This is a genomic window from Streptomyces sp. NPDC059398, assembly GCF_042751845.1.
GTDB lineage: Bacteria > Actinomycetota > Actinomycetes > Streptomycetales > Streptomycetaceae > Streptomyces.
Genome location: NZ_JBHYWP010000027.1, coordinates 2,479 through 28,482, shown reverse-complemented (window position 1 = coordinate 28,482; position 26,004 = coordinate 2,479). Strand labels below are relative to the sequence as shown.

The 26,004-nt window shown below is 71.1% G+C and carries 25 protein-coding genes; 4 read left to right on the top strand and 21 right to left on the bottom strand.

The features are described 5' to 3' along the window. Window positions 1-59: 59 nt before the first annotated feature. Entirely contained in the window at window positions 60-1,343 is a 1,284-nt protein-coding gene (locus tag ACFXBC_RS12835) for an adenylosuccinate synthase (protein ID WP_385022635.1), read from the bottom strand. A 165-nt stretch (window positions 1,344-1,508) separates the two neighbouring features. Here ACFXBC_RS12835 and ACFXBC_RS12830 point away from each other — a divergent pair, with 165 nt between their 5' ends. Then, on the top strand, window positions 1,509-2,360 hold the full coding sequence (locus ACFXBC_RS12830) for a diacylglycerol kinase (RefSeq protein ID WP_385022632.1): 852 nt from the start codon (window positions 1,509-1,511) through the stop codon (window positions 2,358-2,360). A 189-nt stretch (window positions 2,361-2,549) separates the two neighbouring features. Here the strand turns inward: ACFXBC_RS12830 and ACFXBC_RS12825 are convergent, their stop codons facing one another. Then, on the bottom strand, window positions 2,550-3,389 hold the full coding sequence (locus ACFXBC_RS12825; protein ID WP_385022629.1) for an SDR family oxidoreductase: 840 nt from the start codon (window positions 3,387-3,389) through the stop codon (window positions 2,550-2,552). 94 nt (window positions 3,390-3,483) lie between these two features. Between ACFXBC_RS12825 and ACFXBC_RS12820 the strand changes: the two genes are divergently transcribed. Further along, the gene (locus ACFXBC_RS12820; protein WP_385022626.1) at window positions 3,484-3,855 is read left to right on the top strand and encodes a winged helix-turn-helix transcriptional regulator; all 372 of its coding nucleotides are present in this window, start codon (window positions 3,484-3,486) and stop codon (window positions 3,853-3,855) included. 58 nt (window positions 3,856-3,913) lie between these two features. Here ACFXBC_RS12820 and ACFXBC_RS12815 read toward each other — a convergent pair whose 3' ends face one another. The 15 genes from ACFXBC_RS12815 to ACFXBC_RS12745 all read right to left on the bottom strand — a co-directional run bounded on the left by ACFXBC_RS12815 (window position 3,914) and on the right by ACFXBC_RS12745 (window position 19,217). Then, window positions 3,914-4,501, bottom strand: coding sequence for a Uma2 family endonuclease (locus ACFXBC_RS12815; RefSeq protein ID WP_385022623.1), 588 nt, complete (start codon window positions 4,499-4,501; stop codon window positions 3,914-3,916). A 90-nt stretch (window positions 4,502-4,591) separates the two neighbouring features. Next, window positions 4,592-5,263, bottom strand: coding sequence for a response regulator (locus ACFXBC_RS12810; RefSeq protein ID WP_385022621.1), 672 nt, complete (start codon window positions 5,261-5,263; stop codon window positions 4,592-4,594). Beyond that, window positions 5,260-6,579: a sensor histidine kinase gene (locus ACFXBC_RS12805; RefSeq protein WP_385022618.1), complete on the bottom strand. Its 1,320-nt coding sequence runs from the start codon at window positions 6,577-6,579 to the stop codon at window positions 5,260-5,262. Before ACFXBC_RS12805 ends, ACFXBC_RS12810 begins: the two co-directional genes overlap by 4 nt. Window positions 6,580-6,825: 246 nt before the next feature. Then, window positions 6,826-7,707, bottom strand: a complete 882-nt coding sequence (locus tag ACFXBC_RS12800) for an alpha/beta hydrolase (RefSeq protein WP_385022615.1) — start codon at window positions 7,705-7,707, stop codon at window positions 6,826-6,828. Between the two features lie 175 nt (window positions 7,708-7,882). After that, window positions 7,883-9,040 carry a kynureninase gene (locus ACFXBC_RS12795; protein ID WP_385022761.1) on the bottom strand — a complete coding sequence of 386 codons (1,158 nt, stop codon included), beginning with the start codon at window positions 9,038-9,040 and terminating at the stop codon, window positions 7,883-7,885. Window positions 9,041-9,238: 198 nt separating this feature from the next. After that, entirely contained in the window at window positions 9,239-10,066 is an 828-nt protein-coding gene (locus ACFXBC_RS12790) for a tryptophan 2,3-dioxygenase family protein (protein WP_385022612.1), read from the bottom strand. Between the two features lie 235 nt (window positions 10,067-10,301). Continuing rightward, window positions 10,302-10,715, bottom strand: a complete 414-nt coding sequence (locus tag ACFXBC_RS12785; RefSeq protein WP_266854942.1) for a DUF3151 domain-containing protein — start codon at window positions 10,713-10,715, stop codon at window positions 10,302-10,304. Window positions 10,716-10,831: 116 nt separating this feature from the next. Further along, window positions 10,832-12,058, bottom strand: coding sequence for a MalY/PatB family protein (locus ACFXBC_RS12780; RefSeq protein WP_385022608.1), 1,227 nt, complete (start codon window positions 12,056-12,058; stop codon window positions 10,832-10,834). Between the two features lie 143 nt (window positions 12,059-12,201). Then, window positions 12,202-13,233 carry a class II fructose-bisphosphate aldolase gene (gene fbaA / locus ACFXBC_RS12775; protein ID WP_385022605.1) on the bottom strand — a complete coding sequence of 344 codons (1,032 nt, stop codon included), beginning with the start codon at window positions 13,231-13,233 and terminating at the stop codon, window positions 12,202-12,204. Between the two features lie 170 nt (window positions 13,234-13,403). Further along, the gene (gene pyrE / locus ACFXBC_RS12770) at window positions 13,404-13,946 is read right to left on the bottom strand and encodes an orotate phosphoribosyltransferase (protein ID WP_385022602.1); all 543 of its coding nucleotides are present in this window, start codon (window positions 13,944-13,946) and stop codon (window positions 13,404-13,406) included. A 153-nt stretch (window positions 13,947-14,099) separates the two neighbouring features. Continuing rightward, window positions 14,100-14,903: an aldose 1-epimerase gene (locus ACFXBC_RS12765; protein ID WP_385022599.1), complete on the bottom strand. Its 804-nt coding sequence runs from the start codon at window positions 14,901-14,903 to the stop codon at window positions 14,100-14,102. Between the two features lie 41 nt (window positions 14,904-14,944). Continuing rightward, complete coding sequence (locus ACFXBC_RS12760) at window positions 14,945-16,099, bottom strand: hypothetical protein (protein ID WP_385022597.1); 1,155 nt, start codon at window positions 16,097-16,099, stop codon at window positions 14,945-14,947. A 197-nt stretch (window positions 16,100-16,296) separates the two neighbouring features. Continuing rightward, window positions 16,297-17,850 carry a polyamine aminopropyltransferase gene (locus ACFXBC_RS12755; protein WP_385022594.1) on the bottom strand — a complete coding sequence of 518 codons (1,554 nt, stop codon included), beginning with the start codon at window positions 17,848-17,850 and terminating at the stop codon, window positions 16,297-16,299. A 54-nt stretch (window positions 17,851-17,904) separates the two neighbouring features. After that, window positions 17,905-18,423, bottom strand: coding sequence for a DUF2617 family protein (locus ACFXBC_RS12750; protein WP_385022591.1), 519 nt, complete (start codon window positions 18,421-18,423; stop codon window positions 17,905-17,907). 485 nt (window positions 18,424-18,908) lie between these two features. Further along, window positions 18,909-19,217 (bottom strand): hypothetical protein, encoded by a 309-nt coding sequence (locus ACFXBC_RS12745; RefSeq protein WP_385022588.1) that lies wholly within the window; start codon window positions 19,215-19,217, stop codon window positions 18,909-18,911. 151 nt (window positions 19,218-19,368) lie between these two features. Here ACFXBC_RS12745 and ACFXBC_RS12740 point away from each other — a divergent pair, with 151 nt between their 5' ends. Next, entirely contained in the window at window positions 19,369-20,565 is a 1,197-nt protein-coding gene (locus ACFXBC_RS12740) for a pyridoxal phosphate-dependent aminotransferase (RefSeq protein WP_385022585.1), read from the top strand. An 81-nt stretch (window positions 20,566-20,646) separates the two neighbouring features. On the opposite strand, the gene ACFXBC_RS12735 is transcribed toward ACFXBC_RS12740, so the two are convergent. From ACFXBC_RS12735 to clpB, 4 genes are all read right to left on the bottom strand, one after another. Continuing rightward, entirely contained in the window at window positions 20,647-20,973 is a 327-nt protein-coding gene (locus ACFXBC_RS12735) for a hypothetical protein (RefSeq protein ID WP_225022969.1), read from the bottom strand. A gap of 20 nt (window positions 20,974-20,993) precedes the next feature. Beyond that, the gene (locus tag ACFXBC_RS12730; RefSeq protein ID WP_311311591.1) at window positions 20,994-21,479 is read right to left on the bottom strand and encodes a prevent-host-death family protein; all 486 of its coding nucleotides are present in this window, start codon (window positions 21,477-21,479) and stop codon (window positions 20,994-20,996) included. A 503-nt stretch (window positions 21,480-21,982) separates the two neighbouring features. Continuing rightward, window positions 21,983-22,519: a YbjN domain-containing protein gene (locus tag ACFXBC_RS12725; protein ID WP_385022582.1), complete on the bottom strand. Its 537-nt coding sequence runs from the start codon at window positions 22,517-22,519 to the stop codon at window positions 21,983-21,985. A gap of 135 nt (window positions 22,520-22,654) precedes the next feature. After that, a complete protein-coding gene (gene clpB / locus ACFXBC_RS12720; RefSeq protein ID WP_385022579.1) occupies window positions 22,655-25,261 on the bottom strand; it encodes an ATP-dependent chaperone ClpB in 2,607 nt (868 codons plus the stop codon). Between the two features lie 207 nt (window positions 25,262-25,468). Here clpB and ACFXBC_RS12715 point away from each other — a divergent pair, with 207 nt between their 5' ends. Beyond that, a complete protein-coding gene (locus ACFXBC_RS12715) occupies window positions 25,469-25,873 on the top strand; it encodes a pyridoxamine 5'-phosphate oxidase family protein (RefSeq protein ID WP_385022576.1) in 405 nt (134 codons plus the stop codon). Window positions 25,874-26,004 lie beyond the last annotated feature (131 nt).

Genomic DNA, 26,004 nt, shown 5'->3' with positions numbered 1-26,004 from the left:
ACCCGAGTCCGGGTCGGCCGCCGCTCAGTGCGTCTGGCTCAGTGCGTCCGCGATGTCTCTCAGATGAACGAGTTGATCTCGATCGTCTCGGTACGGCCGGGTCCCACACCGATCGCCGAGATCGGTGCGCCGGACATCTCCTCCAGCGCCTTCACATACGCCTGCGCGTTCTTCGGCAGGTCGGCGAAGGTCTTCGCCTTGGTGATGTCCTCGGTCCAGCCGGGCAGGTACTCGTAGACCGGCTTGGCGTGGTGGAAGTCCGTCTGGCTGAACGGCAGCTCCTCGACGCGCTTGCCGTCGATCTCGTACGCCACACACACCGGGATCTGCTCCCAGCCGGTGAGGATGTCGAGCTTGGTGAGGAAGAAGTCGGTCAGACCGTTCACCCGCGTCGCATAGCGCGCGATGACCGCGTCGAACCAGCCGCAGCGGCGGTCGCGGCCGGTCGTGACGCCGTACTCGTGACCGATCGAGCGCAGCTTGTCGCCGTCCTCGTCGAAGAGCTCGGTCGGGAACGGTCCCGCGCCCACCCGGGTCGTGTACGCCTTGAGGATGCCGATGACCCGGGTGATCTTCGTCGGGCCGACGCCGGTACCGGTGCAGGCGCCGCCCGCGGTCGGGTTGGACGAGGTGACGAAGGGGTACGTGCCGTGGTCGACGTCCAGCAGGGTGCCCTGGCCGCCCTCCATGAGGACGACCTTGTCCTCGTCCAGCGCCTTGTTCAGGACGAGCGCGGTGTCCGCGACGTACGGGCGCATCTGCTCGCCGTAGCCGAGCAGTTCCTCGACGATCTGGCCGGCCTCGATCGCGCGCCGGTTGTAGAGCTTGGCGAGGATCTGGTTCTTGCCGTCGAGCGCGGCCTCGACCTTCTGCTCCAGGATCGACTCGTCGTAGAGGTCCTGGACCCGGATACCGACGCGGTTGATCTTGTCGGCGTAGGCCGGGCCGATGCCCCGGCCCGTGGTGCCGATCCTCCGCTTGCCGAGGAACCGTTCCGTCACCTTGTCGACGGTGGTGTGATACGGCGTGATCAGGTGCGCGTTACCGCTGACCAGCAGCTTGGACGTGTCCACGCCGCGGTCGTTCAGCCCGCTCAGCTCGGAGAGCAGGACCGCTGGGTCGACGACGACTCCGTTGCCGATCACCGGAGTGCACTCCGGTGAGAGGATTCCGGAAGGGAGGAGGTGGAGCGCGTACTTCTGGTCGCCGACGACGACCGTGTGGCCGGCGTTGTTGCCGCCCTGGTAGCGCACCACGTAATCCACGGATCCACCGAGGAGGTCGGTGGCCTTTCCCTTGCCCTCGTCACCCCACTGAGCACCGAGCAGCACAAGTGCGGGCACAGGCGTACACCCCTTCCGGGCGGGGCATGTCCAAGGTCAGGGGGCGCACGTCTGGCGTACGCCGATACCTGAACCGTCGAACCGGCTGCCCCGGAATAGACGAAGCCCCTGGCGCAATAGCGCAAGGGGCTCTTGCACAAAGATGCTACCCGAGGAAGGACCGAGGTGTCGGCTCCAGATCCCGCAGCGAGCACCGAGCATCAGCTGCTGGTGGTCATCGACCCGGTCGCCCGCCGTGCGGACGGTGAGTCCGTACGGATCGCGAAGGACGTGCTGTGCGCCGGGGCGCACGCCAAGATCTGCCTGCCCGATGGACCGGACGAGTTCGCGCGGGCGCTCGCCCGGCGCGGCCACCGCCACCTCGTGGTGGTCGGCGACGACCGGGCGCTGCTCCGGGCGGTGACCCTGCTGCACCGCGAGCGCGACCGGACGCGCGGCGCCCTCTCCCTGGTGCCGGTGGGCCCGGCGCCCGCGCTGGAGCTGGCGCGGTCGCTGGGGGTCCCGGTGGGGGCGGTGGCCGCGGCGCGGTCGGTGCTCGACGGCGTGGTGCGCTGGCTGGATCTGCTGGTGGACGACAGCGACGCGGTGGTGCTGGGCGATCTGCGCATCCCGGCGGGGGCCCCGCGCTCCGGGCCGCCGGGCGCGGACGGTGCGGGGCCGCACTCGGTGTGGGGCGCCTGCCGCTCGCTCGTACGGAGCCTCGTCGGCCCGGCCCCCGCCCCGGAGGCGCCCCGGGTGCAGCGGCTGCGGGTGGAGGCGGACGGGGTCCTGCTGGCCGATCTGGACCGGCCGGTGACGGGGGTCCGGGTCTCGTCGCGGGGCGGCGCGGGGAAGGCCGAGGTGGCCGTCGAACTCCCGTCGGGCGACCGGCTGACGGCCGAGGCCCTTGCCGTGACGGTGTCCGGGGCGGATTTCCGCTACCACAGGGACGGCCTGGTGGGCGGCCCGGTGCGGACCCGGACCTGGATGGTACGGGCGGGGGTGTGGGGGCTGACCCTGCCCGCGGTCGCGGCGTGATGGCCCCTCCCGCCGGGTGCTGCTCCGGCGGGAGGGGGCGGTGACTGCGGAGGGGCGGTGGCTGCGGAGGGGGCGGCCGGAGGGGCCCCAGCAGCAAGCGGCCCTCACCGACAGGCGGCCCTCAGCAGCAGGGGTCCTCACCGCCAGCAGGTTCTCAGCAGCAATGCGGCCCTCACCACCAAGCCGCCCTCACCGGAACGCGGCGGCATGGCGGGCGGCCCAGTCGGCGAAGGTGCGCGGGGCGCGGCCGGTGACCCGCTCGACGTCCGGGCTGACGCGCAGCTCGGCCGGGCTCGGGGAGCCGAGGATGTCCAGGGTGTCGTCGGCCAGCTCCGCCGGCATGTTCCGGGCCATGGCGGCCCTGGCCTCGTCCCGGGTGAGTTCATGGAACCTCACCGGCGAGCCCAGCGCGGCCGCGATCGCCTCCGCCTGCTGGCGCGGAGTGATCACTTCCGGGCCGGTCAGCTCGTACACACCCCCGGTGTGCCGGTCGTCCAGCAGGCAGGCCGCCGCGACATCGGCGATGTCCGCCGGGTCGACGACCGGCACCCCGATGTCACCGAAGGGCGCGGCGACGACCTGCTGTGTACGGACCGACTCGGCCCACCACAGGGCGTTGGAGGCGAAGCCGCCCGGCCGCAGGATGGCCCACTCCAGGCCGGACCCCCGCAGCGTGTCCTCCAGTGCGCGCATCGCGATCCGCGTGGCACCGAAGGGTCTGGTCACCACGCCCTGGGTGGAGAGCAGGACGATCCGGCGGACGCCGCTGTCCGCGGCCTGGCCGATGATGTCCGCGGGGTCCGCTCCGGTGGCGTGCAGATCGCCGGAGAGCAGCAGGAACAACGCCTCCGCCCCGTCCAGCGCGGGCTTGAGGCCGACCGGATCGGACAGGTCAGCCACCATGTGGCGGACGCCGTCCGGCACCGCCGCCGTATGCCGTGACACCGCCGTCACCTGCCGGCCCGCCTCGGCGAGCGCCTGCGTCAACGGCCGGCCGATGTTCCCGGTGGCCCCGGTCACAGTAATCATGTTCAGCTCCTCGTTCGGATGTCCTCTGTCGCTCCGCACGTTAGGAGCGCGAGCTAACTTTTGGTAAGGACATACCTTGAGGTAAGTTCATGACATGACGGAAGGCGCGCAGGACAGCGGGGCCGGGACTGCGGCACGGTATGACGTGTTTCACACCGACTGCCCCGCACGCGATGTGGTCGACCATGTGACCAGCAGGTGGGGCATCTGGGTGCTGATCTCCTTGCGGAGCCACGATCTCCGGTTCTACGAGCTGCGCGAGAGCATCCAGGGCATCAGCGAGAAGATGCTCGCGCAGACCCTGCGCGCACTGGTCCAGGACGGCCTGGTCTGGCGCGAGGTCGAGCCGACGGCACCACCGCAGGTGACCTATGGGCTGACCGTATTCGGCCGGGAGGTCAGCGCGCCGCTGACCGATCTGTTCGACCGGATCACCCAGCGGATGCCACCGCGCAGCGCGGGATAGCGCGGGGGCGACCGACGCACGCCCCCAGTCCGCGACGCGGTGGGCGGTGCGCGGAGGGTCAGCGCACGTAGTTCTGGAGCACCTCGGTGTCGAGTTCGATGCCCACCGGGTCGGGGAGCATGAGCACTTCGCCGAACTTCACGGTGTGGCTGTCGCGGTAGCCGCCGCCTTCCGGGTCCGGCGCACTGAACACCGTGGCGGCACCGGCCTCACGATCGACCAGCAGATAGACCGGAATCCCGGCGTCGGCGTAGGCGCGGGGTTTCTCCTTGCGGTCGCGGCGGTCGGTGACACGGTCGTACGACGTGATCTCGACGACCATCAGAACGCCGTCCGGGTCCGCCCACTCACTCTGGCCGACGAAGTTGCCCCGCGGGGCGAGACAACCGTCCGAACGCGCCCTGCCGTCACGGTACGACTCGACCTTCAGACCCTGGTCACCGCCGTAGAGCCCCAGTTCGGGCCGGTGCCGCATGCAGATGCCCTGCAACCACATCCAGATCTCGTTGTGGTCCCCGTCCGGCACTCCACGGTCTCCGATCCGTCCGTTGATGAGTTCGAACACAGCAGCATCGGACTCGACTGCGGCAAACCGGGCGATCTTCTCGAATTCCTCGACCGTCATCTGAGACATGCGCTCTGCCATGGCCGCCCCCCTTCTGTGCGAGCACCAGTGTCACCGAGCACCGGCCGGACCAGGCCCGAACCCGCGAACGATCACCCGTCCGAGTGACCGCTACCCCGGCCTGACCAGCCCCGTCTCGTACGCGTAGACCGCCGCCTGAGTCCGGTCCCGGAGGCCCAGTTTCACCAGGATCCGGCTCACATGTGTCTTGATGGTGGACTCGGCGACGATCAGCCGGGAGGCGATCTCCGCGTTCGACAGGCCCTGCGCGATCAGGACGAGCACCTCGCTCTCGCGCTCCGTCAGCTCCTCGGCCCGGACCAGCGACGGCTGCCTCGGGTTGTCCGACAGCCGGGAGAACTCCACGATCAGCCGCTTGGTGATCGTGGGCGCGAGCAGCGCCTCACCGGCCGCCACCACCCGTACACCATCGGCCAGTTGGCGCGCCGACGCGTCCTTCAGCAGGAACCCCGAGGCCCCCGCGCGCAGCGCCTGGTAGACGTACTCGTCCAGATCGAACGTCGTCAGGACCAGCACCTTCGCCGACTCGTCGGCCGCGACGATCTCGCGGGTCGCCTCGATGCCGTTCAGCTCGGGCATCCGGATGTCCATCAGGACGACGTCCGGGCGCAGTGCGGCCACCTGGGCCACCGCCTCGACACCGTTGACGGCCTCGCCGATCACCTCGATGCCCGGCATCGCGTTGAGCAGGACCGAGAACCCCTCACGCACCATCATCTGGTCGTCGACGACCAGCACCCTGATGGCCGGGACGGCGCTCATACGGGCTCCTCCGTGGAACGCCGCACCGGGATGAACGCGGTGATCTCGTAACCGCCGTCCTCCGTACCGTCGGTGGTGATCTCGCCGTTCAGCATCGTGACCCGCTCCCGCATCCCGGTGATGCCGTGCCCGGCGCCGGGGGAAGGCTTGACCAGGCCCCGCGGCGGGCCGTTGACCACGCGCAGACCGAGCCCGCCCAGGACGTAGCTGACCTCCACCCGGGCGTGTGAGCCCGGCGCGTGGCGCAGGACGTTGCTCAGCGCCTCCTGGATGATGCGGTACGCCGACAGCTCGACGCCCTGCGGGAGTTCACGCACCGCGCCGGTCACGGTCTTCTCCACGGCCAGGCCCGCCTCCCGGACATTGGTGAGCAGCACGTCGAGTTCGGCGAGGGTGGGCTGCGGGGCGTCCGGGGCCTCGTAGTCCTCGGCCCGTACGACACCGAGCACCCGGCGCAGCTCCGTCAGGGCCGCCACCGCGTTCTCCCTGATCACCTCGAACGACCTGGTCAGCTCGGGCGGCGGATCGGTCACCCGGTACGGGGCGGCCTCGGCCTGGATGGCGACCACCGACATGTGGTGGGCGACGACGTCGTGCAGTTCACGGGCGATGGTGGTGCGCTCCTCCAGGAGCGTGCGCCGGTCGCGTTCGATGGCGGTGACCGTCTGCTGAGCGGTGACCTCGCGGTCGGCCTCCCGGCGGACCTGGACCACCGTCGTGATGAGCAGTGTGACCGCGGAGAGGAACAGCATCATCGCCGTGTTGGAGCCGACCATGCCGGCCTGCCCCACCACCCCTATGACCGTCCCCCCGAGGAACCCGTACAGGGCGGTGCCCGCCCACATCCAGGCGGCGGTCCGCGGCCTGGTCCTGGCCGCGACCACCGTCAGCACCACGAGGTGCGCGAGGAAGGCGCTGTCGGACCAGGGCCAGGACCCGGAGCCGCGGTCGAGCAGGCTGACCACGGGCACGGCCACCACCGACGCCCACCAGGCGCCGACCGGCCTGAGCAGCGTCATCACGACCGTTCCGGCCGAGATGAGGCCGGTCAGGAAGGACAGCAGGCCGTCGAAGTCGGTGGTGCCATGGGCCGGCAGCAGCAGAGTGATGAGGGCGAGGCCCAGCACCACCGCGTGCGGGGTCCATGCGGCCCGGTCCCGTATCCGGCCGGGCAGCCGCCGGGTCAGCGGTCCGTCCGTACGCATCGGGCGGAGCGGGCGGTAGGCGAAGGCGTCGTGGAAGAGGTCCTGGCGCAGGCCCGCCAGGACCCCTTCGGCCAGCCGGATCTCGGGGCTCCGTGTCTGTGTATCGGTCACAGGCACCACGGTAGGCGGCGGGGTGGTCCCGGTCGTCCGTACTGATGCGGAACCTGCGGGATCCCTCTCAGGTACTACTGGGGGGTGCGAACTCGCGTACTGAGGGGGGTGCGGACTCGCGTACGGGGGGCAGACCCGCGTACTGCCGGGGCGCGGACTCACGTACCACCGGAGTGCGGATTCACGTACTGGAAGGGTGCGGACCCGCGTACCACCGGGGCGCGGACTCACCCGGTCGGGCCGGGCTCACCAGGCCAGTTGCTCGATCTCCGCGACGACCACCGCGCAGGCGTCGGCCGCCGGGTCGACCGGGGCGAAGTGTCCGACGCCGTCGAGCAGCGTCACACCGACCAGCTCGCCCTCCTTGGCCGCCGCGTCCGCGAACGCGTCGGCGATCTGCGGCGGGACGGTGGCGTCCTCCCGGCCCTGGACCACCGTGGTCGCGATGCCGGTGGGGAGCAGCGCGGCCGGGTCGGCCCACTGCGTACGGACCGCGGCCGGGGTCTCCGCCGGCGCCGAACCCACAGCCGCCGAGCCCGCCGCCGCGGTGTCGGCCGACGCCAGGAACTGTTCCACCGCGCCCTCGCAGACCCCCAGTTCACGGGCGAGGCGCAAGTCCGCGAGCGGTGCCAGCGCGACCACTCCCCGGATGGGCGGCGTCGGCCGGTGCCAGGGTGCCTCCGGCGGCAGTACGTGCCGGGCCGCCGCCCACAGGGCGAGGTGGCCGCCGGCCGAGTGCCCGGTGAGGACGGTCCGCCGCAGGTCGGCGCGGGGAAGCGCGCACGGTACGAGCTCCGGCAGCGCGTCCAGGGCGGCGGCGATGTCGTCGAGCGTTTCGGGCCACCGGCCGGCGCTCACCGGGCCGGCGCCGCCCCGCCGGTACTCGACACTGGCGACCGCGAAACCCCGGCGGGCCAGGAGAGCCGCGAACGGCGAGAGGTACTGCCGGTCGACCCGCTGCCGCCAGGAACCGCCGTGCAGCACGACGACGAGCGGGACCGGCCCGCCACCGCCGTGCGGGGCGTAGAAGTCCACGATCTGGTCGGGGTGGTCGCCGTACGCGGCGGTGGCGTCGGGGGCGACGGCGGGGTGCGCGAGGACCGCATCGGCCTCTGCGTCGTCCGGCATACGGCTCCCACCTCTCTCTGTCCGGGGCCGGGCTGCCCTGTCGTGCTGTCCGGCTCTCTGTCCGGGGCCGGGCTGCCCTGTCGTGCTGTCCGGCTCTCTGTCCGGGGCCGGGCTGCCCTGTCGTGCTGTCCGGCTCTCTGTCCGGGCCGGGCTGCCCTGACCAGCCGGGACGCTATCAGGCCAGTACCTCCCCCAGAACGCGTGCGGCCCGCAGCGCATCGCCGAAACCGACGTAGAGCGGGGTGAACCCGAAGCGGAGGATGTCCGGCGGCCGGAAGTCCCCGACGATTCCGCGGGCGATCAGCTCCTTCATGACCGCCCCGGCGTTCTCGCACCTCAGCGACGCCTGGCTGCCCCGCTGTTCGGGGGCGACCGGTGTCACCGATTCGAGGCTGACGCACTCCAGGAAGAAGTCCGTCAGGGCGAGCGACTTGGCGCGGACCGCCTCGACCGTCACCCCTTCCCAGACGTCGAGCGCCGACTCCAGGGCCAGCATCGACAGGATGTCGGGGGTGCCGACCCGGCCGCGCGGGGCGCCGTCCGCCGGGGTGTATCCGGGCTCCATGCCGAACGGGTCGGCATGCGAGGTCCAGCCCGGCAGCGGTGAGTCGAAGGACGCCTGGAGGTCGGGGCGTACATACAGGAAGGCGGGCGAACCGGGGCCGCCGTTCAGGTACTTGTAGGTGCAGCCGACCGCGAAGTCGACCCGGTGGGCTTCGAGTCCGACCGGCAGCGCGCCCGCGCTGTGGCAGAGGTCCCAGACGGCCCTCGCGCCCGCCGCGTGCACGGCGGCCGTCACGGCCGGCAGGTCGTGCAGCCGCCCGGTGCGGTAGTCGACATGGTTGACCAGGACGGCGGCGGTACGCGGACCGACCGGATCGCCCGGCGTGTACGGGACGATCCGCCGGCCGGTCATCCGGGCCGCGGAACCGGCGATGTAGCCGTCCGTCGGGAAGGTCGTGGCGTCGACCAGGATCTCGTCGCGGTCCTCTCCGGCCGACCGGACGGCGGCCACAAGTGCCTTGAAGACGTTGACGCTTGTCGAATCGCCGACCACCACCGTGCCGGGCGCCGCACCGACGAGCGGCGCGATCCGGTCACCGACGCGCTCCGGCGCGGTCCACCAGCCGGACTCCTCCCAGGAGCGAATGCCCAGGGCGCCCCACTCGTGGGTGATGACCTGCTGCATCCGTGCGGGCACGTGCCGGGGCAGGGCGCCGAGGGAGTTCCCGTCGAGGTAGACCGTGCCGGGGTCGAGGGTGAACAGCTCCCGGAGCGGGGCCAGTCCGTCGGCGGCATCGAGCTCGGCAGCCCGGCGGGCCAGGGCGGACAGATCGGGAGCGGACTGCACCGGTGCGGGCTTCATCGGCAGATCCTCGGTGATCGGGGCGACGGGGCCGCCTGCGGGCCCGGTGCGGGCAGGGATTCCGGTCCGGGAAGGGGCTCCGGAGCGTGCTGAGGTCCAGGAGCGGGCAGCGGGCCGGGAGTGGGCAGCGCTTCGGTAGTGGGCAGAGGTTCGGGAATGGGCGTGTCAGACATGGCTGCGCGCCGTCCACAGCTCGGGGAACACGTTCTTCGTGGCGCGCTTCTCCAGCCAGGCGACCCCGGCCGAACCTCCCGTACCGGTCTTCGACCCCATCGCCCTGCGGGTTGCCACCAGATGGTCGTTGCGCCAGCGCCACACCAGCTCGCCGACATCGGTCAGCGCCTCACCGAGCCGGACCAGCGGGGAGTCCTGCTCCCCCGAGTACACCGCCGTCCAGACCGCCTCGACCTCGGGCGACGGCTCGTACTTCGCGGTCAGATCGCGCCGGAGCACGGAGTCGGGCACCGGCTGCCCCTGCCGGGCGAGGAACCGCAGGGCCTCGTCGTACAGGCTCGGCTCCTGGAGCGCCTTCTCCAGCTCGGCGTGGACGCGCGGCGCACCGCGGTGCGGGACCAGCATCGAAGCGGACTTGTCGCCAAGGAGGAACTCCAGCCTGCGGTACATCGCGGACTGAAAACCCGAGCCCTCACCGAGCGCGCCGCGGTACGCGTTGAACTGCGCGGGGGTGAGCTGGGCCAGCGGCTGCCAGGACTCATTGAGCGACCGCAGTTCGTACGTCGAGCGCTTCAGGGCCGCGAGGGCGACCGGCAGATCGTCGCCGCGCAGGGCGGCCCCGGCGGTCTCCCACTCATGGACGATCACGGTGAACCACAACTCCATCACCTGCGTGGTCACCAGGAAGACCATCTCGCCCGGATCGTCGGAGCGCAGATGCTGGAGGTGGGTGAGGACATCCGCCTGGACGTAGTCCTCGTACGGGGTGGTCCCCGCGAAGTCCAGATTCGGGGCCGGGTCGTGCGAAGGCGTAGACATCGCTGTCTCCTCGGTGGTGCTCCAGGTAGCGGTCCGCCCCTTCCGTAGACAGGTGGGCCCCGGTCCCCACCTTCATCATCAACGCGGAACCTGGTGCACGGCAAGACAAGCAAGGGCCGGACACGGTGGACGCAGGCGTCCGGTGTGTGTCCGGCCCTCGCCCGGCCCGGCGGGCCATACGCCAGGCCGGCGCTGCGGGGGACGCTCCGGTGAGCGCCCCTGGGGTGCTGCCGGGTCAGCCCAGCGTGTCCGCTGCGGCCGGCGAGGAGTCGCGCAGGAAGACCGTGCAGCGCTCGTACTCCTCGTCCTCACCGATCGACTGCGCGGCGCGGGCCAGGGCGTGCAGGGCCCGCAGGAAACCGCGGTTCGGCTCGTGGTCCCACGGCACGGGGCCGTGCCCCTTCCAGCCGGCCCGGCGCAGCGAGTCCAGCCCGCGGTGGTAGCCGGTCCGGGCGTAGGCGTACGACTCGACGACCCGCCCGTGCTCGAAGGCGTCGTCGGCGAGCTGCGCCCAGGCGAGTGAGGAGGTCGGGTACTTCGCCGCGACATCGGCGGGGGCGGTGCCGCCCGCGAGGAGCTCGCGGGGTTCGGGGTCGTCGGGCAGACGGGTCTCGGGAGGGCCCCCGAGCAGATTCTCGTGAATGGACATGGGTGCCAGTCTGCCTGGCCCCGGCGGATACAGCTGCCAGAGGAGGCAGGACCCGGCAGCACCGGGACCCCGGACCCGTCCGTGATACGGGCGCAAGCGGCCTGGGACGGCCGGGACTACGGCCGCGCCTCCGGCCGGACGGCCTGGACCGCGCGGACGAGGGCGTCCGCGCCCGCCTCCGCCTTCCCCCGGGGACAGCCCACATTGAGCCGGACAAAGCCCTCGGCGCGGTAGACCGTGCCCGGCATGATCGCCACCTTCTCCACCTCGATCAGCTGCCGCTGGAGCGCCGCGCTGTCGATACCCAGCGGGCGCAGATCGATCCAGGCGAGATATCCGGCCTGCGGTGGTGTCCAGCGCAGCTCGGGAAAGGCGGTGTTCAGCCGCTCGGCGAGCATCGACAGATTCGCCGCGGTGTACGCGCGCACCGCGTCCAGCCACTCCGCCCCGTGCCGGTAGGCCGCGATGTGCGCCGTCAGCGCGAGCACCGCGGGCGAGGCCAGCCCCTCGGCCGTCTCCATCCGGCGCAGGTACTCCGCCCGGTCGTCCGGGTCGCCGATCATGCCGTACGAGCCGGTCAGCGCCGGGAAGTTGAACGCCTTGCTGCCGGAGGTGATGAGCGCCCAGCGCCCCCTCCCGTACCGGGTCCAGGGCAGATGCCGGTGCCCCTCGTGCACGAAGTCGGCGTGGATCTCGTCGCAGATCACCGCCGTGCCGTACCGCTCGGCGAGTGCCGCGAACCGGGTCAGTTCCTCATGGGTCCACACCCGGCCGGTGGGGTTGTGCGGCGAGCAGAGCAGCAGGACCTTGCTGTCCGGCCGGGCGAGCTGCCGTTCCAGCTCCGCGTCGTCGTCCACCGGGCACCCCCGCAGCTCCCTGCGCAGGCCGGTGACGGCCTTGGTGAAGCCGTCGTAGGTGGGGGTGTGGACCACCACGCCGTCGCCCTCGTCCGTCCACATCCGCAGCAGCTGCGAGAGCTGGTTGAGCACGGAGGGCCCGTACACGACCCGTCCGGTGTCGACCGGGGTGTCGAAGCGGGTCGTGTACCAGTGGCGTATCGCGTCCAGGAACTCCCCGAGCCGCCAGTCGGTGTAGCCGAATACCCCGTGGTCGATCCGCTCGTGGAGGGCCGAGAGGACTTCGGGCGGGCAGCGGAAGTCCATGTCCGAGATGGTGAAGGGCAGCAGCTCGTCCACCCCGAACCGGTCCGCGACTCCGTCCCACTGGACGCTCCAGGAACCGCGCCGGTCGACGGCCGTGTCGAAGTCGTACCCGCGCTCGTGCTGGTATCCGTGCTCGCGCCGGTATCCGTGCTCGTGCCCGTTCCCGTTCTCGTGCTCCATGGGCGCCGCCCTCTCGCTGGTCTCCGGGGCCCGGGCCATAGGTCCTCGGCTCCGGTCTCCGGGTGCCGGGTTCCGGGTCCGCTGCGGTATGACACGGGCCCGGCACCCCTGGGCGGGATACCGGGCCCGGCATGACGGACGTACTACTTGATGCGGGTGCCCGTGGAGCGCAGGTTCGCGCAGGCCTCGGTGACGCGCTTCGCCATCCCGGCCTCGGCAGCCTTGCCCCAGGTGCGGGGGTCGTAGGTCTTCTTGGAGCCGACCTCGCCGTCGACCTTCAGAACACCGTCGTAGTTGCGGAAGACGTGGTCCACCACGGGACGCGTGAAGGCGTACTGGGTGTCCGTGTCCAGGTTCATCTTCACGACGCCGTTCTCCAGCGCGGTGGCGATCTCCTCAGCGGAGGATCCGGAGCCGCCGTGGAAGACGAAGTCGAAGGGCTGGCTGCCGGCGGCCTTGCCGTACTTGGCGGAGACGCCCTCCTGCAGGTCCTTCAGCAGCTCGGGACGGAGGACGACATTGCCCGGCTTGTAGACACCGTGCACGTTGCCGAAGGAGGCGGCCAGCAGATAGCGGCCCTTCTCACCAAGACCGAGCGCCTCGGCGGTACGCAGCGCGTCGTCGACCGTCGTGTACAGCGAGTCGTTGATCTCGTGGCTGACGCCGTCCTCCTCACCGCCGGTCGGGGTGATCTCGACCTCAAGAATGATCTTGGCGGCGGCAGCCTGCGCCAGCAGCTCCTGGCCGATGGCCAGGTTGTCGGCGAGGGTCTCGGCGGAACCGTCCCACATATGCGACTGGAAGAGCGGGTTGCGGCCGGCCTCGACCCGCTTGCGGGAGACCTCGATCAGCGGGCGGACATAGCCGTCGAGCTTGTCCTTGGGGCAGTGGTCCGTGTGCAGGGCGACCGTGACCGGGTACTTCTCGCCGACGATGTGCGCGAACTCGGCCAGGGCGACCGCTCCCGAGACCATGTCCTTCGAGTACTGGCCGCCCAGGAACTCCGCACCACCGGTGGAGATCTGGATGATGCCGTCGCTCTCGGCCTCGGCGAAGCCGCGCAGCGCCGCGTGCAAGGTCTGGGTCGAGGTCACGTTGATGGCCGGGTAGGCGAACTTGCCTGCCTTCGCCCGGTCGAGCATCTCGTTGTAGACCTCGGGGGTTGCGATGGGCATCTGTCCGCTCCTTGGGATGTGCGGGTGTGCGTAACTGGTCCCTGACCTGGGGGCGACGTCATCGTCGCCCCCATCCTTCCAGACTCCTGGCGCGGGTCCACCTGGCGTGGTGCCTTGACCCGGGCGACGGGGTGTGGTTTCACGTGAAACCACGCTCCGCGCTCAGCCCGTCACAGCCCGAGGTCGCCCTGGTTGTATGCGGAGATATACGGCACCCCGGCCTCGGCGATGACCTCGGCGGCGCCCGTGTCGCGGTCGACGATCGTGGCGACCGCCACCACCTCACCCCCGGCCTCGCGCACCGCCTCCACGGCGGTCATCGGAGATCCGCCCGTAGTGGTGGTGTCCTCGACCACCAGGACACGGCGGCCCTTGATGTCCGGGCCCTCGATGCGGCGCTGCATCCCGTGCGTCTTGGCGGCCTTGCGTACGACGAAGGCGTCCAGCGTCTTTCCGCGTGCGGCGGAGGCGTGCAGCATGGCGTCCGCGATCGGGTCGGCGCCCAGCGTCAGCCCGCCGACCGCGTCGAAGTCCAGCCCATCGGTCAGATCCAGCATCACCTGGCCGACCAGCGGCGCGGCCACGCCGTCCAGGGTGATCCGGCGCAGATCGATGTACCAGTCGGCTTCGATCCCCGAGGAGAGCGTCACCCTGCCGTGCACCACGGCCTTGTCCTTGATGTGCTGGAGCAGATCAGCGCGTACGTCAGTCATGCCCCCGAGCTTAATTGCGATGGCCCGGGGCTTCCTCGCGGTGGCCCGGAGCTTCCTCGCAGTGGCCCGCGAGCGGGCGCCCCCGGCTCGGGTCGGGGGCGCTCGTGGCCCGCCGACCGGTGGCCCCGGGCCACGGCGCCGATGGCTCAGGCATCAGAGCCGACGCCAGCTCCAGGTGGTCTCGATCTCCAGCGGGTCGATGGGCGTCACCAGCCGGGGCAGCGTGTTCAGACCGTTCGGCGGCCCCGACTGGGGCTCGACACAGACCGCCTCCGGCTGCTCGTCGTAGATCACGACCCATTCGTCGCGGCTGCGCACCGTCAGCTCCAGCTGCTCGGGCCAGGTGACGGTGACGTCCACACCGTCCGGCATCCCGAAGCAGTCGTCCCAGGGGCCGGGGAGGGGATCGATCCGCTTGCCCGTGGGCAGATGGTCGTCGCCGCGCTCCTCCTGCCAGGCGGGCTCGAAGCCGAGCTGTGCGTCGCCGCCGGCGCCCAGATTCCGGTTGAACCAGGGGTGCCAGCCGGCCTGCGCGGGGAACGAGTCGTCATAGGTCTCCACCCCGAGCGTGAGGGTCAGAGAGGACTCGGTCAGCTCGAATCTCTGGGTGACCCGGCCGGTGTACGGCCAGGGGTCGGCCAGATCGTAGGTGAACGCCGCCACACCGGGTCCGTCGCCGCTGCCGGGCCTGGCGGGCCGCCAGGCGGTGTTGCGCCCGGTCCCGTGGATGGCGTGCGGCGGGGAGTTCAGCGGCAGCTCATGCGGGGTGCCGCCGGTGCTGAACCGGCCGTACCCGGTACGGCCGCACCAGGGCACCATGGGGAAGCAGCCGAACTTGGCTCCCTGCCGCAGCAGTTCGGTGGAGCCGATACGGAGGCTGCGGATACGGCACCCGTTCTCGGGGCTCACGGTCAACTCGACGTCGCCGGCGGCGAGCCGGACCTCTTCGCTACTCACGCTCCGACCCTAACGGGACCGGGGCCGATCGGTTGCGCGGTTCAGCGCCGGCGCCGCAGGGCCCGGCTCACGACGACCGCCGATGCCAGGGCCAGCGCCGCCGCCGGGGCCGCCCAGCGCAGGGTCACCCCCGCCGTGCCCGACGAAGGAGCGGGCACCGGGGCGTAGCGGCCGCGGGGCGGAGCGTGGTCGACCTCCTCCGCGCTGCGGCCGATCATCGTGCGGCGGGCGTGCGCGGCCTCCACGGGCGGGCCGTCCCCGGCGAAGTCCGCGTCGGCCGCCGGGTCGAGCGACGGCGGCGGCACCTCCGCCTCGAACACGGACCCCCCGCCCTCGTCCTCGGTACCGCCGCTCCGGGATTCGCCGGAGCCCGACTCTTCGACGGAGCCCGGCTCCTCGGTGCCGGAATCGCTGGTGCCGGAATCGCTGGGCCCGGCGTCGCTGGGCCGGGAGTCGCCGGACCCGGAATCACCGGCCTCCGGACGGCCGCGCTCCGAGTCGCTGGACCCGGGGTCGCTGGAACGGGAATCGCCGGCCCCGGAATCACCCGACCCGGAATCACCGCTCGCGGAATCACCGGCCTCCGGACGGCCCGACCCGGAATCATCGTTCCGCGCCCCGGCCGAGGTGTCCGTTCGGGCCCCGGCCGAGGCATCCGCCTGTGCCTCCGCCCGTACGCGGTCGCCGAACCGGTCCAGCAGGCGGCGGGCCGCCGCGAGCACCGCATCAGGGGGAAGCTGCGCCAGACGGCCATCGGCCGCCCGAGCCGTTCCCGTACACCGCAGCGTGGTGCCCGCATCCGCGCCCGCACCACCGTCGGCCGCGGCACCACCCCCAGTACCACCGCCACCGCTTGCACCCCCACCGGCGCCATCCGCACCGGCCGCAGCGCCGCCACCCGCATCCGCGAGGCTCAGCTTCAGCGAGAGTTTCACCGATCCCGGGCCGCGCGCCTCCGTGCCCTCGCCGTCGACCTCGTAGCCGCCGTTCCGCTCCACGAGGCGCACGGTGCCGCGGAAGGTGATCGTGTGCCCGTCGATCCGGACCCTGAGCCGGCCCGCGAGACGGCCGCTCCCGGGGTCTGAACGGTCCGCGTCCTGTTGGAGCCCCGGTACACAGCGGGCCACACGGGCGGGGTCCGCCAGGACCCGTCGGACGGACTCTGCCGGAACCGGAACGAACACCTCATGCTCCATGGAAGCCGAGCCTACTCAGCCACGGCCGACGCGTCTGCCTTTCGGGCCGCGCCGGTGCGGCCCGCCCCGACCGAGACGCCCGCAGGACAGGACAACCCACACCCACACCCGCCCACATCCGCGCCCACCCACACCCACACCCGTCCACATCCGCGCCCACCCGCGCCCATCGCACCCTCCACCCCCACCCACGCCGTTCACCCGCCATAGCGCGGGTGCACCAGCGTCGACGGCGGCACATCCGGCGGACGGTCCGGCACACGCGACCAGGCGCCCGACACCGAGCGGCCCAGCTTCGGGTCCCGGCGGGCCGCCAGGACGAAGCCCCAGTCGCTGGGGGCCTTGCCCGCGCCCTTCGCCCGGTCGGGACCCGCCGCGAACCCCACGCCACGGCCCGACGCCCGGTACGGGACCGCCCGCAGCCCGGCCGCCCGCACCGTCGCGTCGACCGTCCAGAAACTGTCCGGACGGGTGCCGACCGGACCCGCGTGGACGGCCAGCCGGCCGCCCGGGGCCAGCACCCGCGACACCAGACCGTAGAACTCCTGCGAGTAGAGCTTGGTGCTCGCGGTGATCCCCGGGTCGGGAAGATCCGTGACCACCACGTCGTACCGCGGCCGCGGGGACCGCAGCCAGTTGAAGGCGTCACCCGTGACCACCCGCAGCCGCGGATCGCGGTACGCGTGCCCGTTGAGCGCCGAGAGCCCGGGATCGGTGCGGGCCAGCCGTTCGACACCGGGGTCCAGCTCGACCAGCGTCACCGACGCCACATCCCGGCGGCGCAGCACCTCACGGGCCGCGAGACCGTCGCCACCGCCCAGGATCAGTACGTTCCGGTGCGGGCCGCGCATCGCCGGGTCGACCAGCGCCCGGTGGTACTGCCGCTCGTCCGCGCCGTCGACCCGGAGCCTGCCGTCCAGGAAGAGATCCAGGGTGCCGTGCGCGGAGCGGGTCAGGACGATCTCCTGGACCCGGGTCTGCTCGGCGACCCGCACCTGCGCCCCGTACACCGCGCGCCGTGCCGCCAGTTCGAAGTCGCCGACCAGGGCTGTCGCCGTGGCCAGCACGGCGAGCACCAGCACATTCACCAGGATCAGCCACCACCGGCCCCGCGTCGTCAGATCGCGCCGGAAGAGCCACAGCACCAGTGCCCCGCCGACCACCGCGTTGACCGTGCCGGTGAGCAGCGCCCCGGTGAGCTGGCCGAGGAGGGGCAGCAGCAGGAACGGAAAGGCGAGGCCGCCGACCAGCGCCCCCACGTAGTCGGCCGCGAAGAGGTCTGCCACCGCGCCGCCCGCGTCCTGTCCCGACACCCGCTGGATCAGCGTCATCAGCAACGGGATCTCGGCGCCCATCAGCACCCCGATCGCCAGCGAGAACCCGACCAGCGCATACCGCGAACCGCCGCCGCCCGCCCAGGCGAACGACGCGTACAGCACGAGCGCCGAGCCGCCGCCGACCAGTGCCAGGGCCGCTTCGACCAGGCCGAACCCCACAGTGGCGCGGACCCGCAGCCGTTTGGCGAGGAGCGAGCCGATCCCCATCGCGAAGACCATCACGGAGAGCACGACGGACGCCTGGGTGACCGAGTCGCCGATCAAGTAGGAGGCGAGCGCGACGAGTTCGAGCTCGTAGACCAGTCCGCAGGCGGCACAGACGAAGACCGTGGCGAGCACCAGGAGCCTGCCGGTCCTCGGGCGTACGGAGAGCCGCGCGTCCTGGGTTTCGGGGGGCGCGGACTGGTCGATCATGCGACGAACGCTACGTTACGGAACGCACACAACTCGTCACCCACAAGGGTGCAATCAGGCTTCGACGGGGATACGCACCCCCACGCGCGTGCGGGTGACCACGAGTTGCCCCTCCTGCGGGTACGCGTGCCAGGTGCGCCAGTGCACCTGCCCCTCGCTCCGCTGCGCGAGCATCGCGGTGAAGGCGTGCGGAGAGCCGGGAAACGTACCGGCGATAGCGTTCGGGTGGTCGGCGACCAGCGCGAGCAACTCCTGTGCGCGGCCCGCGAATGAGCATTCCGAGAGCGTCTCGACGCAGGCCGCGAACTCGTACCCCCAGTCACCGACGCGTTCCGCGACGCCGAGCGGTAAGGGGGTGCTGCTTCCCGGGATGCAGGCGACGGTCTCGGAGCAGGTGCCGCCCTCCTCCTCCAGAAGCACCTGGTGGGAGGCGCCGAGAAGCCTCATCTGGATTCTGGCGCCGCCGAGTTGGAGATCGAGGACCGCGAGCGCGGGCAGCGGTTCGCGGCCCAGCGCCCAGGCCAGATCGGCGGCACGGGTGTCGGTGTAGGCAGTACTGAGGGTCGTGAGCATGGGTGGGCTCCGCAAACACACAATCGGCAGATGGACGGGGTTCTCCCCGGAGCAGGTGTCAGGGAAAGAGACGCCGGCATGGGCCACGGTCAGGTCTCAGGTCCGAGGGCTGCTTCTTCTCACCTGGAGGGAATCACGAAGTACGCGACGCTCACAGCGCTTTTACCCAACTTGGCGGGGTTTCCATCCCCCCGGGGGCTCCGCTGTTCATACGTTCAACAAACTGACGGTGAGGGGGATACGGGGTGTGCCGTGAGGTGAGTGGTGGGGCCGGCCGGACGGTGTGGTGCCGGGCCGCGAACAGCTGAGAGCTGGGTCACAGGGGGTAGTTCATGGAGCGGTTCAGAGGCCGGTCCGGAGCCCGACAAGAGCCCGACAAGAAGGTCAGCAAGTACGGGTCGGACCGCAACCGAATCCACGCGCCCAACCCGAAGGCGCCCCCCGCGGATTGACCCCCGCCGGCGCCCCTGGAGCACGGACTCGGGTCAGCTGGAGCCGCCGCCGCAGCCGCCGCCACCCCCGCACGACGAACCACCACCGCACGAAGAGCCCCCGCCGCACGACGAGTGGCCGCCGCCGCAGGAGTGGTGTCCACCGGAGTGGCCACCGGAGTGATGGTGCCCCGAGCCGCCGCCCCATCCGTTGTCCGCGGCCCACCAGCTGCCGCCCCCCGCCGTGCCGCCCGCCGCGGATGAACGGCGGGCCCGGCCCTTGCGCCCGCCGCCCCGCTTCCGGTCCGCGGACACCAGCGCGAACACCACGATCAACACCACTGCCAAGATGAAAACGCCCATGGCCCTCACCTCTCCTCCGTCCGGCGGAACGGGACCCCCCGTCGGTCCCCGCTTCGGCTGCCGGGCTTCTCGTGTGACAGACCCATCCCCGGTACGCGCGGGCTCAAGCAGGAGTTGAGGAAGTCCAGAGGTTCGGCGCAGGCTGGCCGCCATGACCACTACGGGAAGCTCCACGGGACACGCAGGCGGACGGCCGCTGCTCAACCGCCGGCTCGACGGCCTCGGCACGACCATCTTCGCGGAGATGTCCGCGCTGGCCACCGCCACCGGCGCGATCAACCTGGGGCAGGGATTCCCGGACACCGACGGCCCCGAGGAGGTCCGCGAGGCGGCGGTCCGTGCGCTGCGCGAAGGCAGGGGCAACCAGTACCCGCCGGGTCCGGGCATCCCCGAGCTCCGCTCGGCCGTCGCCGACCACCAGCACCGTTTCTACGGCATCGGCCTCGACCCCGATACGGAGGTCCTGGTCACCGCGGGGGCCACCGAGGCCATCGCCGCCGCGATGCTGGCCCTGCTGGAACCGGGCGACGAGGTCATCGCGTTCGAGCCGTTCTACGACTCGTACTCCGCCTGCATCGCCATGGCGGGCGCCGTCCGCGTACCCCTGACGCTGCGCGCGCCGGACTTCCGCCCCGACCTCGACGCACTGCGGGACGCCGTCACCCCACGCACCCGGCTGCTGCTCCTCAACTCCCCGCACAACCCCACCGGCATGGTGCTGAGCCCCGACGAGCTGACGGCCATCGCGGAACTGGCCCGCGAACGCGACCTGCTCGTGGTCACCGACGAGGTCTACGAGCACCTGGTCTTCGACGGCGCCCACCACCCCATCGCGGCCCTCCCCGGCATGCGCGAGCGCACGGTCTCCATCTCCTCCGCCGGCAAGACGTTCTCGTTCACGGGATGGAAGGTCGGCTGGGTCACCGGCTCCCCCGCCCTGGTCGCGGCGGTGCGCACGGCGAAGCAGTATCTGACCTATGTGAGCGCGGGCCCCTTCCAGTACGCCGTCGCCGAGGCCCTGCGGCTCCCGGACAGCTACTTCACCACCCTGCGGACCGACATGCGGCGCAAGCGCGACCTGCTCGACGCGGGGCTGCGGTCCGCCGGATTCACCGTGTACGAGCCGCAGGGCACGTACTTCATCACGACGGACGTCGCACCGTTCGGGGAGAAGGACGCGCTGGCGTTCTGCCGGGCGCTGCCGGAGCGCTGCGGTGTGGTGGCGGTGCCGAGCTCAGTGTTCTACGACGACCCCGAGCCGGGCCGCAGCCAGGTGCGCTTCACGTTCTGCAAGCGGAAGGGTGTATTGGAAGAGGCGGTTACCCGCCTCAAGCGATTGACAGTCTGACAGGGGGGCGCGAAAAGAACGCCGCCGGTTCGCTTCGGGGTGCGGGACCTGCTCAAGCCCCGCTCCCGAAGCGATCACGGTTCACTCGGTGTCTTTGGGATGTCGCGGGGAGGCGTACACGAGGATCACGGTGGAAGTCTCCGCGCTGACCAGGTAGCGCACTCGACCACCGCTGGTGACCTCGTACTCCCACTGGTCCAGGTCGGAGCCCTTCCACACTTTGGTGGCATGCCTGCCGCGCAACTGATGCTGGCGATTCCAGTTGGACCGGGTCAGGGGGTCACCTCGGAGAGCGTCCAGGCAGCGGTGCGCGCTCGGCAGGGCCACACGACATAGTTCCTCCCAGCCCGTCACCGCCTCTGTGGTCCCGAAGACGACGTTCCACCCGTTGAGGGGCGGAACGCTCACTCGGTCTCCTTTCTTCGGACTCACCCACGCACCTCGACCTGGCCGAGGTCATCACCGTCGAGCGGACGCAGCGACTCCGTGAGCTGCTCGGGGTCGGCATTGATGCGTGCCGTGGCGCGCCAGGAGACGATCGCGCGGTGCACAGCCTCTCCCGCCCCCAGTTCTGCGGCGTCCGACAGCGCTTCAAGAAGCTCGACAGTGAAAGCCCGAACCTCTTCCGCGTTCAGGTGTCGCGCCCAGGGGAACACCTCGGGCAGTGCGAGGAGGAGCGCCCTGGCACCGTCGTCCTGCTTCATCAGTGCGAGGAAGAGCCGCGAAGCGGTGGTCAGGTTCTCCTCCGCACCCTCCGCGCGTACAGCCGTGGTCAGCACCATGTCCGGCGCGTCCCGATGAGTGACCCGAAGCCGTCCCAGGGCAGCAGCTCTGGCGGCGACACCTTTGGGATTGCGGGAGAGATCGGTGAAGGAGACGGATTCCGGTTCTGCTTCCAGACGCACGGTAGACATAATCAGAGCTTACTCAGATCACGATCTGATTTCAAGGGGGACCGTCCGGCCTTCGATGCGCGCGCCTTCGCGTTCTGCAAGCGCGAGAGCGTACTGGAGGAGGCCGCGGCCCGCCTCAAGCGGCCTGCGCCCTGTGACAGGGCGCAGAAGACCAGCTGCCGGCCTGTGGGGCCGGCCCTGCCCGCCCCAGCCCCACAGGCGACCCGTGGTCACTCGGTGTCCTTCGGATGACGCGGAGAGGCGTACACGAGAATCACCGTGGAAGTCTCCGCGCTGACCAGGTACCGCACCCGGCCGCCACTGGTGACTTCGCACTCCCACTGTTCCAGGTCGGAGCCCTTCCACACCTTGCAGGCATGCCTCCCCCGCAGCTGGTGCTGACGGCTCCAGTCGGCCCGGGAGCCGCGTCACCGGCCCCCGTTGACAGCAGAAGCCCGGCCCAGGCCCGTGATCGAGGTGATCACGGCCCGGACCGGGCTCCGTACTGACGGACTACGGCCGGTTCAGGCGTCGCCGCCCGGCTCGTCGTCGCCCTTGCCGGACTCCAGGTCCTGCTCAAGTCCGAGCTGGTCGACGAGCCACTTGTCGAACTCGATCGAGGCGCGGACCCAGCTGACCGTGGACGACACGAAGTGCTCAAGGGCCACACCGGTCCCGATGAGCATCTGCGCCTCACCGATGAGCCGGACGCTGCCGTCGTCGTGGGTGTGCGTGTAGACCTTGGGCCACAGCGTGCGGCGGTTCCAGTCGTCGATCAGCTCAAGGAGCTGGGACTTCTCCTCGATGCCGTGCGGGCGGTCGTAGAACGTCCGCACGGAGAAGACCTGCTGGTCGTCCTCGCCGCGGAACATGAAGTACGTACGGAATTCCTCCCACGGCGCGGCGAGGTCACCCTCGTCGTCCACGACGTACTTCAGCTCCATCTGCTCAAGGAGCTGCTTGACCAGATCCTGGTCGGGAACGACGGGGCCCGCCGGTCCTGAATCCTGCGGATCGGGCTGGCCCCCGAAGTTCGGAATGGAGGACGGGTCGATGGTCATCTTTGAATTGCCCTTCGTACGAGTTCCGCCATCCTCTCCTATGGCGGGCGGGGCATGGCAACCCCGCCCCGCCCTGTCGGCCGGTATCCGTCCCGGGCACGGAGTCCTGCCCGGCGGCCGACGCCCCGCCGGGGCTCAGCCGGCCCGCTCGGCCGGGGTCTCCGCGCGCCCCACGATCAGCTCGTCGCCGACCCGCTCCACCCGGACCGTGTCGCCGTCGGTGACCTCGCCCGCGAGGATCTCCTTGGCGAGCCGGTCGCCGATCGCCGTCTGGATCAGCCGGCGCAGCGGCCGGGCGCCGTACGCCGGGTCGTTGCCCTCGGCGGCCAGCCAGGCCAGCGCCTCGGGGGTGACGTCCAGCTCCAGCCGCCGGTCGGCGAGGCGCTTCGCCAGGGCGTCGATCTGGAGGCCCGCGATGTGCGCCAGCTCGTCCGCCGAGAGCGCCGAGAAGACCACCAGGTCGTCGAGGCGGTTCAGGAACTCGGGCTTGAAGGAGGCCCGTACGACATCGAGGACCTGCTTCTTCTTCTCCTCGGGCTTGGTCAGCGGGTCGACCAGGTACTGGCTGCCCAGGTTCGACGTCAGGACCAGGATGGTGTTGCGGAAGTCCACCGTGCGGCCCTGGCCGTCGGTGAGGCGGCCGTCGTCGAGGACCTGGAGCAGCACGTCGAAGACCTCGGGGTGGGCCTTCTCCACCTCGTCGAGCAGCACCACGCTGTACGGGCGCCTGCGCACCGCCTCGGTGAGCTGGCCGCCCTCCTCGTACCCGACATAGCCGGGCGGGGCGCCGACCAGCCGGGCCACCGAGTGCTTCTCGCCGTACTCGCTCATGTCGATGCGGACCATGGCCCGCTCGTCGTCGAAGAGGAAGTCCGCGAGCGCCTTGGCCAGCTCGGTCTTGCCGACGCCGGTCGGGCCGAGGAAGAGGAACGAGCCGGTGGGCCGGTCGGGGTCCGCGATACCGGCCCGGGTGCGGCGTACGGCGTCGGAGACGGCCCGCACCGCCTCGGTCTGGCCGATCAGGCGCCGGCCCAGCTCGTCCTCCATGCGCAGCAGCTTCTGCGTCTCGCCCTCCAGCAGGCGGCCGGCCGGGATGCCGGTCCAGGAGCCGACCACATCGGCGATGTCGTCGGAGCCGACCTCCTCCTTGACCATGGTGTCCCTGGCCGCCTCCTGCTCGGCCTCGGTGGCCTCCTCCAGCTCCTGCTCCAGGCCGGGAATCTGCCCGTACAGCAGCTTGGACGCGGTGTCGAAGTCGCCGTCGCGCTGGGCGCGCTCGGCCTGGCCGCGGAGTTCGTCGACGCGCTCCTTCAGCTCACCGACCCGGTTGAGGCCCTCCTTCTCCTTCTCCCAGCGCGCGGTGAGCCCGCGCAGCTCCTCCTCGCGGTCGGCGAGGTCGCGGCGGAGCTTCTCCAGGCGCTGCTTGGACGCGGCGTCCGACTCGTTCTTGAGCGCCAGCTCCTCCATCCGCAGCCGGTCGACCGAGCGCTGCAGCTCGTCGATCTCGACCGGGGAGGAGTCGATCTCCATACGCAGCCGGGACGCGGCCTCGTCCACCAGGTCGATGGCCTTGTCGGGCAGGAAACGGGAGGTGATGTAGCGGTCGGAGAGCGTGGCGGCGGCGACCAGCGCCGCGTCCGCGATCTGGACCTTGTGGTGGGCCTCGTAACGGCCCTTGAGCCCGCGCAGGATCGCGATGGTGTCCTCGACGGACGGCTCGGCGACCAGCACCTGCTGGAAGCGCCGCTCCAGGGCCGCGTCCTTCTCGATGTGCTCGCGGTACTCGTCCAGGGTCGTCGCGCCGACCATACGCAGCTCACCGCGGGCCAGCATGGGCTTGAGCATGTTGCCCGCGTCCATGGCGCCCTCGCCGCCCGCGCCCGCGCCGACGACGGTGTGCAGCTCGTCGATGAAGGTGATGACCTGGCCGTCGCTCTCCTTGATCTCGGCCAGGACGGACTTCAGCCGCTCCTCGAACTCGCCGCGGTACTTGGCGCCCGCGACCATGGCGCCCAGGTCGAGCGCGATCAGCCGCTTGTTCCGGAGGCTCTCCGGCACATCGCCCTTGACGATGCGCTGGGCGAGCCCCTCGACGACGGCCGTCTTGCCGACGCCCGGCTCACCGATGAGCACCGGGTTGTTCTTGGTGCGCCGGGAGAGCACCTGGACCACCCGGCGGATCTCGTGGTCCCGCCCGATGACCGGGTCGAGCCTGCCCTCACGTGCCGCGGCCGTGAAGTCCGTACCGAACTTCTCCAGCGCCTTGTACTGACCCTCCGGGTCGGGTGTGGTCACCCGGCGTCCTCCCCTGCTCGTCTCGAACGCTTCCAGCAATTTCCTGACGCTCGCGCCCTGCTGTGTCAGCAGTTCGCCCGCCTGGCCGCCCTTCGCGGCGATCCCGATGAGCAGATGCTCCGTCGAGAGGTATTCGTCGCCCAGCTCCTTGGCCCGCTGCGAGGCGTCCGCGATGACGGCGAGCACCTCACGGTCGGGCTGCGGGGGTGCGACCGTCGACCCGGTCACCGTGGGCAGCCCGCCGAGCAGCCGCTCGGCGCCGGACCTGATGACCGCCTGGTCCGCGTCGACGGCGGCCAGCAGGTCGACGACGTTCTCGTTGTCCTGCCCCTCCAGCAGGGCGAGCAGCAGATGGGCGGCGGTCAGATCGGGATTGCCTGCGGACACGGCGCGGCTGTTCGCCGCGGTGATCGCGTCCCGGCTCTTGTTGGTCAGCTCGGCGTCCACGTGTGCGCTCTCCTCCTCGCGGGGCGGGTCCGTCCCTGTAGTGGCTCGGTACCCCCATCCAATCACCGGCCCCGGGGCACCATGCCTGGGGCAACGTGCATAAAGTTGAGTCTATTCCACTCAAGGTGCGTTGGACAGGGCCGACGCCCCAGGGTGAGCAGGATCTCGGCCGCGGCCGGGGGCGGGGCGCCGGGTAGGTTCGCGCCCATGGCCATTGACCCACGGAATCCGGATCCGCCCTATCTCAGCTTCTGGCGCGAGTTCCATCGCTGCACGTTGGCGACCCCGCGCCCGGACGGTTCGCCGCATCTGGTGCCGGTCGGTGTGACCTGGGAGCCGGAGGCCGGGATCGCCCGGGTGATCGCCAACGGGAAGTCGCGGAAGGTCGCCCATGTCCTGGCCGCGGGCCCCGAGGGCGCCCGGGTCGCGGTCTGCCAGGTGGCACCGGGGCGCTGGGCGACGCTGGAGGGGCGCGCGAAGATCCGTACGGAGCCGGAGGCCGTGGCCGACGCGGTACGGCGTTACGCGGAGCGCTACGGGCGCACCCCGTCCGAGAACCCGGACCGGGTCCTGATCGAGATCAGCGTCGAACGGGCGATGGGCCGCGCCTGACCGGCGGGAGGACCACCCTTCCCGCCGGCCCGTCCCTCTCCCGTCGAGACGCGCACAGCACAGCGGCGGGGGCGCGGGGTAGTGAGGTGGGGGGGGGGGGGTGGTGGGGGGACCAGATATGGGGAGTAAGA